The organism is Paraburkholderia sp. RL17-368-BIF-A (assembly GCF_046054045.1).
Lineage (GTDB): Bacteria > Pseudomonadota > Gammaproteobacteria > Burkholderiales > Burkholderiaceae > Paraburkholderia > Paraburkholderia graminis.
This window is the reverse complement of the sequence record NZ_JARESN010000035.1, coordinates 1-9,586: the sequence shown is the minus strand read 5'-3', so window position 1 is coordinate 9,586 and position 9,586 is coordinate 1. Positions and strand designations below refer to the sequence as shown.

4 protein-coding genes and 1 CRISPR repeat array are annotated in these 9,586 nt (G+C 36.3%); all 4 genes read left to right on the top strand.

Features of this window, described 5'->3' with window-relative positions; all coding sequences use genetic code 11:
• Positions 1–4: 4 nt before the first annotated feature.
• Positions 5–3,742: direct repeats of the CRISPR family, unit length 29 nt; unit sequence GTTTTATCTGAACGTAGTGGGATTTAAAG.
• Positions 3,743–3,931: 189 nt separating this feature from the next.
• The 4 genes from P0D87_RS31445 (at position 3,932) to P0D87_RS31430 (ending at position 9,337) form a co-directional block, all read left to right on the top strand.
• Positions 3,932–4,996 carry an S-layer homology domain-containing protein gene (locus tag P0D87_RS31445; RefSeq protein WP_408637117.1) on the top strand — a complete coding sequence of 355 codons (1,065 nt, stop codon included), beginning with the start codon at positions 3,932–3,934 and terminating at the stop codon, positions 4,994–4,996.
• 133 nt (positions 4,997–5,129) lie between these two features.
• The gene (locus tag P0D87_RS31440; RefSeq protein ID WP_408637116.1) at positions 5,130–7,244 is read left to right on the top strand and encodes a DUF5704 domain-containing protein; all 2,115 of its coding nucleotides are present in this window, start codon (positions 5,130–5,132) and stop codon (positions 7,242–7,244) included.
• Positions 7,245–7,719: 475 nt separating this feature from the next.
• Complete coding sequence (locus P0D87_RS31435) at positions 7,720–8,595, top strand: transporter substrate-binding domain-containing protein (RefSeq protein ID WP_408637115.1); 876 nt, start codon at positions 7,720–7,722, stop codon at positions 8,593–8,595.
• A gap of 199 nt (positions 8,596–8,794) precedes the next feature.
• Positions 8,795–9,337: a cysteine hydrolase family protein gene (locus P0D87_RS31430; protein WP_408637114.1), complete on the top strand. Its 543-nt coding sequence runs from the start codon at positions 8,795–8,797 to the stop codon at positions 9,335–9,337.
• Positions 9,338–9,586: the final 249 nt, after the last annotated feature.

Sequence of the window (9,586 nt, the reverse complement as noted above, 5' to 3'; positions counted from 1 at the left end):
TTCGGTTTTATCTGAACGTAGTGGGATTTAAAGAACAAAAAAAGAAGAAAAATTATTCTCTAGCATTCAGTTTTATCTGAACGTAGTGGGATTTAAAGAACAATCTGGACATTAACTTCCGTGATGGAGACGACAGTTTTATCTGAACGTAGTGGGATTTAAAGAATAAATCAACTGTTTCAAAAATAGCAGCATTCCTTATGTTTTATCTGAACGTAGTGGGATTTAAAGGAACGATGGTAATGATAATCAATACCTTTAGCCGTGTTTTATCTGAACGTAGTGGGATTTAAAGTAGAAAAGTAGGGGTATACAAATACGTTGAAGCACCAGTTTTATCTGAACGTAGTGGGATTTAAAGTGATAATATCATGACGGACGTACTTTACGGAGGATAGTTTTATCTGAACGTAGTGGGATTTAAAGGTAATATAAAGAATTGATTTTAAAGCTGTTAATACTGTTTTATCTGAACGTAGTGGGATTTAAAGTGATAATATCATGACGGACGTACTTTACGGAGGATAGTTTTATCTGAACGTAGTGGGATTTAAAGGAAGAAAATGAATACGTCACGATCTAACGCTGCACGAGTTTTATCTGAACGTAGTGGGATTTAAAGCGCTAACTTTGAACTTTCCATTTGCGATATCCAACGCGTTTTATCTGAACGTAGTGGGATTTAAAGTCTAATAGTTCGGGATTCTCGTAGATGTTGCCAACAACGTTTTATCTGAACGTAGTGGGATTTAAAGTTCAAAAATAACAAAAAAGGCATCGTGGAAGTACAGTTTTATCTGAACGTAGTGGGATTTAAAGCCCATACTGAATGCTGTATTTGCGGCGAGGTGGTCTGTTTTATCTGAACGTAGTGGGATTTAAAGAGAGAAAAAGGGAAAGCACCTTGTATGATTGTATTTTGTTTTATCTGAACGTAGTGGGATTTAAAGACAAACATATTTGCATATTCGTATGTCAAACGTACGTTTTATCTGAACGTAGTGGGATTTAAAGTGAATCAGAGTTCCAGGCTTCACTTGAACACTTATGTTTTATCTGAACGTAGTGGGATTTAAAGGTTCACTTTATTTTCACTGTTACTTTTAATCTTATTGTTTTATCTGAACGTAGTGGGATTTAAAGTTTTGAGATAAAGGAATTCTCCAACTACCATATCGATGTTTTATCTGAACGTAGTGGGATTTAAAGTTCAACCCAAACGTGTATAAATCATCGATAGATTTTGTTTTATCTGAACGTAGTGGGATTTAAAGTCGATTGGGGAGGTTTTCCGCACCGTTCCTGCCTCCCGTTTTATCTGAACGTAGTGGGATTTAAAGGAGCTCTTGTTTGTATTATTGAGATATACAAAAACGTTTTATCTGAACGTAGTGGGATTTAAAGATGACTTAATAAATGGTGTTGATGCAAGTCATTTTGGTTTTATCTGAACGTAGTGGGATTTAAAGCAAAAACAGTTGATGTTAGTATAGGTGCTGTATCTATGTTTTATCTGAACGTAGTGGGATTTAAAGGAATAAAATGCCCTATTCGTCTTACGGTGTTTAAGTTTTATCTGAACGTAGTGGGATTTAAAGAAAATGGAGAATTTAGAAAAAGTCGCAGATTATTTCGTTTTATCTGAACGTAGTGGGATTTAAAGTTGGGGAGTTTGCTCGCAGTTTTTCGCTGCGTTTATGTTTTATCTGAACGTAGTGGGATTTAAAAAGATGATCTACTATCAAATTATGACATTGTTCCAAAGGTTTTATCTGAACGTAGTGGGATTTAAAAGATGATCTACTATCAAATTATGACATTGTTCCAAAGTTTTATCTGAACGTAGTGGGATTTAAAGCTGTACCACCGGGCATATCAAAACTAGAACTATTACGTTTTATCTGAACGTAGTGGGATTTAAAGAAAGTACATTCAGCTGCTCGTATTCGACCTACGATGTTTTATCTGAACGTAGTGGGATTTAAAGTCGGGCCACTCCGACACGCACTTCAACCGAATCACGTTTTATCTGAACGTAGTGGGATTTAAAGTGATTTCGTCTTTTAAATGGACATTTCCGCTACCAGTTTTATCTGAACGTAGTGGGATTTAAAGAAAAATTAAGGGGTGTCGTATTATACCACAAAAATGTTTTATCTGAACGTAGTGGGATTTAAAGGAAGAAGAAATGTTAAATGAATATTTAAAATTTGATGTTTTATCTGAACGTAGTGGGATTTAAAGATTGGTTGGTATGATGTATTTGAAAATCAAAAAGCTGTTTTATCTGAACGTAGTGGGATTTAAAGCAATCAAGACATTCGGAATGGCGAAAAGGTTGCAAAGTTTTATCTGAACGTAGTGGGATTTAAAGCAATTTGCCCACCATAAAGCTTTTCCACATGTTGTTGTTTTATCTGAACGTAGTGGGATTTAAAGAAAGAATCCAAATTTAAGCAAAATGCAAAAGACAAGTTTTATCTGAACGTAGTGGGATTTAAAGAGACGAGATAGACAAATCCATTATCGAGCATTATAGTTTTATCTGAACGTAGTGGGATTTAAAGTAGTGTAATAATGTTCTTTCGTGTTAATTGTTTCAGTTTTATCTGAACGTAGTGGGATTTAAAGTAGTCATGATACTTCCATCGTTAAATTTCACTAAAGGTTTTATCTGAACGTAGTGGGATTTAAAGACTGCATATACTTTTCCGCTATTTTGTCCGATTGCGTAGTTTTATCTGAACGTAGTGGGATTTAAAGGACCCAAATATTTATAAAACTCATACCACTCTGTCCGTTTTATCTGAACGTAGTGGGATTTAAAGAGTTAAATGTTCATTCAGTCTAGCAATGCCGTTATTGTTTTATCTGAACGTAGTGGGATTTAAAGGGTTCTGAAAAACGTGTATCAAAGTATTCACCTATAGTTTTATCTGAACGTAGTGGGATTTAAAGTCAGAAGTATTTGATTTGTTCACAATGCATAGACATGGTTTTATCTGAACGTAGTGGGATTTAAAGAATGGCCAAAATGTAGAAGTATTAAAACACAGAAAAACGTTTTATCTGAACGTAGTGGGATTTAAAGTTAGAGGATACCGATTCTTTTAACTTTTCTAACATAGTTTTATCTGAACGTAGTGGGATTTAAAGTTTGCTTTTACTCTCGATATAAACATAAAAATACCGTTTTATCTGAACGTAGTGGGATTTAAAGGCAGTAATCGAATAATTTCTCTCGCTTCATCTTTAGTTTTATCTGAACGTAGTGGGATTTAAAGTCCGATGAGTCTATCGGTGGTACTTGTGGAACGCTTGTTTTATCTGAACGTAGTGGGATTTAAAGAATTATCCTGAAGTTGTAACAATGGACTTCTTAATGTTTTATCTGAACGTAGTGGGATTTAAAGTTTGCTAACATCGGGATTTTTGGGATAGTTACACCCCAGTTTTATCTGAACGTAGTGGGATTTAAAGAGCCAACCAAATAAAGCGCCAAATGCGTCACCGATTGTTTTATCTGAACGTAGTGGGATTTAAAGTAACCAAAACCAATATGTTTTGGAACGGGGTTTTCCTCGTTTTATCTGAACGTAGTGGGATTTAAAGGACGTTCGTGATTCACTTTATTTTTCTCGAAATAGGCGTTTTATCTGAATATAATGGGATTTAAAGTTGTTCGTTTCAACATACATGTTCCAGGAGAAATTGTTTTATCTGAACGTAGTGGGATTTAAAGGTTGGAAGAAAAATACTAACAAGTTAAAAAGGGACAAATCTTGGTTGTTAAAATGGGGTATGGTTAGATATCCATACTCACAAAGGAAGGATTATTACTTAAAACCAGTTATTTGTATAATTTGAGCAATCTGTAAAGACTGTTAAAATTAAATTATATAAAAATATTAAAAGGAAAAGAGGGATTTCTATGAAATCAAATAAGTTTGTCTTAGGTGCTTTGACTTTAGCGGTTATGACACCGGCCATTGTGATTCCAATGACACAATATGCTGAGGTAACACCAGCGTTTGCATCGGAAAAAGTAGCTTTTTCGAAAATCTTTTCTGATGTTTCGAAGAATAGCGATTATTATGAAACGATTCATCAAATGGCAGAGAAGGGCATTATTAATGGTTACGAAGATGGCACATTCCGTCCATTAGAGAAAATTTCTCGTCAACATGCAGCAGTATTAATTAATAGTGCGACGGATTTACCAAAGACACTACCATTCAAAGCCTTTAAAGATGTACCGCAAAGTCACTATTACTACGATCAAATAAAAGCAGTTCAAATGGCTGGTATTTTAGAAGCGGATGGAAAGGGCAACTTCAACGGTGCAAAAGCCATTACTCGTGGAGAAATGGCAAAAGCCTTAGCAATTGCCTTTGACCTTGAAGTAAAGGCGGATTATAGCTTTAAAGATGTACCTGACAGCAATGAATACGCAGAATACATTAAAGCACTCTATTCAAACGGTGTAGCCGCAGGATATGAAGACGGTACGTTCAAACCGAATGAATCATTATCTCGCGTACACTACGCATTATTCATGAACAAAGCGATGAATCTTGATCCGAACTTTGAAGCGGTTCCGATTGAAAAAGAAGAAATAGAGGAAACAAATTTAGAACAGTTAATTGAAGAAATTACTCGTGATAATGTACCTCTTCCAAATGGTTATACAGATGCGTATCAGCTAAAAGAAGAACAAATTGCAAAGGCAAAAGAAATACAAATTAAAGAAAAACATACAATTACTCTAAATTTCACAGTTAGTAAGAGTACTCTTGATTTAATGAAAGAACCAATCTATGAGTGGCTTAAAGAAAATGCGGAAGTTCTAAGAATTAGTGTAGAAGAGTTGGTATCAAATATTCATCAGGTTAGAGAAACAGGCGAAGTTTATAATGGTGGACACTATACACTTTATTTTGACTGGACTAAGAGAAGTATTAATACTACTTTAAGAGACACAACATTTCTAAAGTAAATAGGAGGGATAATGATTGTTTAGTAAATTAACCCTTAAACTCTTTTTCCTATCTTTACTATTTACTTGCACTTTCATGGTAATAAACTCTGAAGTTGCTTTTGCAAGAGGTATTACAATTGATGGAATTTTAATGAAAGATTCTGTTGGTAGAGATAATCCGGAAGATGAACCACAATCATATAGTGCTGTGGAAGAACTTATCGATCATAGACCAGAAGAACGAACCGGATGGAGTGGGATTTTATACACATGTAATAATAACCAACCTAACGAGAATGGAGATCCATGGATAGAAACCAAAGCATGGAATACAGCTGACGGTTCATATATATACTACCGTTCGCCAGAAGCTTATAGAGATGAGATTATCCAACGATTCGCGAATACAGGAATCGATGGCGAACAGGTATATGAACAAGCCGTCGCTTCCGGGCAAATGTTTCAATATGATGGAAATGGAATGACTTCAATCTATAATAAAGACACACGCGCTTGGCCTTGTAACAACGGAGATGAAGCTTATTTCTATAATAATAATGATATCTATTTAACCATGGATATTGAATTTGATGATATACCACCGGTAGAAGGTGGTGATGGTAATGGAGAAAATGGACCAGCTTGTGATGTTAGAACATCAGTGGGTAAAGCGGACGATATGGAAAGTGATTCAGATGATATGAAAGCTGATCCGATAGGGGAAATCAATGAAGATGATGGCACCGCCAGTGATATCTTCGATGTGATGAACTACTCGATTCCCACCGACGAGTATTTGGATGTTTGGGGAGAAACCGAACGGTATTTATCGGATTACCAATTCCAACAATACGAGGGTGAAATCGAGTACACCATCGAAGTGGATAAAACGTATAATTTGAGATGGCAAGTATCGTATTCATGTGGTTCTAGTGAAAACCCAAAAACCTGCTGGCGAACAGAATATGATACAGACCATATCACGAATACGTATAAAGATGCGTATGATTATAGTTTTTGGCAGATTGGCCATTTAGTAATGTACAAGTTAACAAATTTAGAGTTTGAAAACTATGCACTACCATCTATGCATGTCACAGTGATTAATGACGAGCATGAGACGGCTGTCGATGCAATCCATTCGGATATTTGGGAAGACCACGTAAAAGTGCAACCATGTTCCGATGTCACACTGCCTAGTCAGTCAGTGAATGGTGGGAAAAGTGGAAAACCAAGCCGTTCCGATTACTATGATGAAGATGAATTTGAAGAAGCGGCAAAGTTAGGTAGTCGTATTCCAGATGTAAAAAACGACTATGTGGAATTGGAAACAGACGGTACAGAACTTCATATGGATGATCGACTGGTTAAATCACATGGTCCCGAACCGGAAGAAATACCAAAAGCAGATCGAGTGGAGTTGGATGAAGACGGGTACTATATAGACGCCGAAAAGGTGAATAACTATAGGACATATAGTAGTATCACCGCAAATTATCATCGGATTATTAATATCAATAAATCACCATCAAGAACGAAATCGTTTACGAATGATTCCGATGGACGAGATATTAATACCGTAACCGTCCATACACCGGTTGTGATGTATTCAAGGTCATCTGACGATAAGGAACATGACCAACGAATTAATCCACCGCTGCGTTCCACACCAGCCAATCCTGATATAGATCGACATGCGTATATCCTTGATCGACCGTTTACCGTTTGGTTGCCAACAAATGGACAGCATTTAGATTATCCAGGATATGGGGAACGAGATTACTTGAAGTATTATAAAAATAAACAAGTAAAATTTCCATTTGATGTGTACTCAGAAACAAAAGCGGCTTTCTATCCAGCAAATACATGGATTAACGTACCGCCCGATATGCAACAAGTAACATTTTTCTTACCGGTATGGGTACCAGAAGGAGAATATACGGTAGATTATCGAGCCTTTGCGATCAATTATCCAGGAGCAACGTATCCATATGAGGTAGCAGAAGGTGGAGAACAGCACGAAAAGAACACAACGATACCAAATAGTGAATACAACGTACCGCCTGCAGGAACGCAATCAGCTGCTCATACCGTATATGATTTTATTGAAGTCGATGTGGTGGGAAGATTATATGACTTCCATATTACCGATATCATGGATTACAACTGGAAAAACACATTCCGTAATCAAGATGGGTTAACACCGACAGGAAATTCATATTGGGTAGGATTGAATGGAATTGACGGACAATTCTCTTTAGGATAAGGAAGATAAGGAGCTAGGGTTAGATGCATTTATTCGAATAGCAGTGATAAATATCGTTCTAATAGAGTAGCGCCGGGGTGATTCTTTCTAGAATGTGGTCTATCGAGGTGTGAGTTATACGTGTTTTCTGGCATTGGATGAAATGAAAAATCTTCTACATAATATATCTGCAATTATTTTAAGAAGAATGTTTATTTAATCAAGAACTCATTTAGCTTTTTTCTGGAGAAGGGATGAAGTGTAAGTAAACTTTTTAGTATGTGACGAACTTTTCAATATGTTTTTGATATGAACAGGCAAACCATTTGCGTGACAAGACCACTAGTTCAAATGGTTATGATTATTTATTCTTAACCAATCCCATTTCTGGTATTATCTTTATTTCCATTTCTGACCATTTTATTCCTCGCCAAATCTGCTACAATATGTAAAGTGCGCATTCCCATAGTTAAACGTATAAAAGGAGTTTTAAAAAATGAATTTCAAACAACTAGGTAAACTTTTCGCCTTAAGTTTTGCCACGGTATCGATTCTCGCGGCGTGTGGTAATAATGAAACGGCGACTGAAAATGAGCAGCCAGAAAAAGTACAAGAAACAAAAGATACTACAAAAATCAAAGTAGCCTTTGCGCAAGCGGCAAAGCCAATTACATATGTAGATGAGAATGGAAATCCTGCGGGATATGATGTCGAAGCGATGATGTTAGTGGATGAGGCGTTAGAGGATTACGAATTTGAATTTGTTCCGACAACAGATGAAGACCTATTTATCGGTGTTGAGCAAGGGAAATATCAAGTGGGCGTGAAAAATGCTTTCTACACAGAAGAACGTGAAGAAAACTTCCTATTCCCACAAGAGTTTCTTGGTTTAAGTAGTGCTGGGTTGTTATTACCTGCTGATCAATCCAATATTAAAAACTTAAGTGATTTTGCAACTTCTGAAATGACATTAGCACCGATTGCAGCAAGCAGCGCTCAATATACACTTGTTGCTGACTATAATGAAGCAAACCCATTTAACGAAGTGGAGCTTGAAGCTGGTGAAGAGTTCAATTTAGACGTTGTGCAATGGGTCAACGAAGGTCGTGCGGATGGAGCAATCACTATTGAAGCGTTATATACAGCACAAGTTTCAGATGAAAACGGTCCGTACTATGAGTTTAAAGATGACCTTGTTTACAATGAGTTTGCCGTAATCAAAACTTGGCCTTTATTCAACAAAGAACAAGAACAATTCGCTGCTGCTTATGACGAAGCGATTAAAGAAATCCGTGAATCAGGTGCTCTAAGTGAACTAATGGAAAAACACTATGGCAAAGATTTATTCCCATTATTAGAGCAAGCAAATTAAACAAATCTTTACGAATTAGAGTAGAAGGAGTTTTCTTTCTGCTCTTTTTATTTAGAAACCTTCAGCTCGTTGTAAACCGAAAAGGCTTCGCAGTATATTTAGTTGAAACGAAATAAATTTGTTAGAGAAGTCCATTTGATTTTCCTTAATCATTTTTCGCTTTATAATGGATATATTAGGAATTTGAGGGGGAGAGTGTATGGCGAAAGAAGCTTTGATTATCGTCGATATGAGTAATGATTTTGTAGCGGATGATGGGAGTTTAACAGCGGGAAAACCTGCTCAAGAGATTGTCCCATATATTATTGAAACGGCAAATGAATTTCTGAGCCGTGATCAAGTGGTTGTAATCGCAATGGATGCCCATCAAGAAAATGACCAACACTTTGAACTTTGGCCAGCGCATAATGTGGTAGGTACTTTCGGCCAACAGCTTTATGGTGACCTTATGACTTGGTATCAAGAACATGAAGCAAATTCCAACGTTATGATGCAGCCGAAATCGAATTACAATGCGTTCTTTAATACGAACTTAGCTGAAAAATTGCGTGCACTTGATGTTGAAAAAGTCCATGTTGTGGGTGTTTGCACGGATATTTGCGACTTCTTAACCGTTGCTGGTGCAGATGCAGAAGGATTTAAAACCGCTATCCACAAAAGAGGAACAGCAACCTTCACAGATCTAGGAGAAACATTTGTCAATCATATGAAAACATGCTTTTTTACTGAGATAGTAGAGTAATTATATTAGAGTTGAGTCTATAACTTATGGCTCAACTCTATTTTTCTAATGTAAATAATTCGAAACGTACATGGCGTTTAAAAATACTTCAGTCGTGAAAAATATTAAGTTTCTTTAATAGTAAGTTTTCGGATTTTCTTTTTTCATGCTGTAGATATTTTGCTTGATAAATAATCAACAGTTTCTTGTGTTTCAGTTAGCTCTACACGTAGACCATCATTTTTTTTTTTTCTAGACGGTCAAATCGCT